This is a genomic window from Candidatus Pelagibacter communis (assembly GCF_001179945.1).
Lineage (GTDB): Bacteria > Pseudomonadota > Alphaproteobacteria > Pelagibacterales > Pelagibacteraceae > Pelagilacustribacter > Pelagilacustribacter ubique_A.
The window spans coordinates 1-639 of sequence record NZ_CVSG01000028.1 but is presented as its reverse complement, the minus strand read 5'-3'; the positions used below and the strand labels follow the sequence as shown (position 1 = coordinate 639).

Sequence of the window (639 nt, the reverse complement as noted above, 5' to 3'; positions counted from 1 at the left end):
TAATTGAAACTTATTTCTAATTGTTCTCCTTTTAAAAAAACCTCTATCTAGAAAAATATCAATAGATAAAATAATCATCAAGAAATTATTAAGGAATTAAACATATGTTACTATCACCTGATGAAATAAATAAAACACTATCATCGTATGGTTGGGACTATAAAAATAAAACAATATCTAAAACATATAAATTTGAAACTTACATGGATGGAATTGACTTTGTACAAAAAATTGCTGAACTTGCAGAAAAACATAATCATCATCCTGATATTAATATCGGTTGGTGTAAAGTAGATTTATTAATCACTTCACATAATATGGGAGGGGTTTCAACTAAATGTATTAATCTAGCTACAGGGATTGATCTTATAATTAAATAAATAGACTACTATGCAACTGTAAGTCTGTTTGCCTGGCAGCTCCAGCATATTTCAAATACTTCAGGATTTATTGAATTACAATCCTCACACTCCCAACTCTTTCCATCTTGAGCCGGTTCCTTTAAAGTTTGCTCATATTTTGAAATAATTACTAATGCTTCAGCATATTGATTTTCTTCAACTAAAATGTCAACCTGCATAACATCTGTAGGGAGGCCTCCTGTAGCAATAGAAAGATCTTCTCCAGACAATCTTGTTT

2 protein-coding genes are annotated in these 639 nt (G+C 30.0%); one reads left to right on the top strand and one right to left on the bottom strand.

Going from position 1 to position 639, the window contains the following annotated elements:
- Positions 1 to 104 precede the first annotated feature (104 nt).
- Positions 105 to 380 carry a 4a-hydroxytetrahydrobiopterin dehydratase gene (locus tag AMN78_RS00900; protein WP_075533748.1) on the top strand — a complete coding sequence of 92 codons (276 nt, stop codon included), beginning with the start codon at positions 105 to 107 and terminating at the stop codon, positions 378 to 380.
- Between the two features lie 8 nt (positions 381 to 388).
- Here AMN78_RS00900 and AMN78_RS04155 read toward each other — a convergent pair.
- Positions 389 to 639, bottom strand: a 251-nt coding sequence (locus AMN78_RS04155; RefSeq protein WP_075533747.1) for a hypothetical protein, incomplete at its 5' end; no start/stop codon positions are given.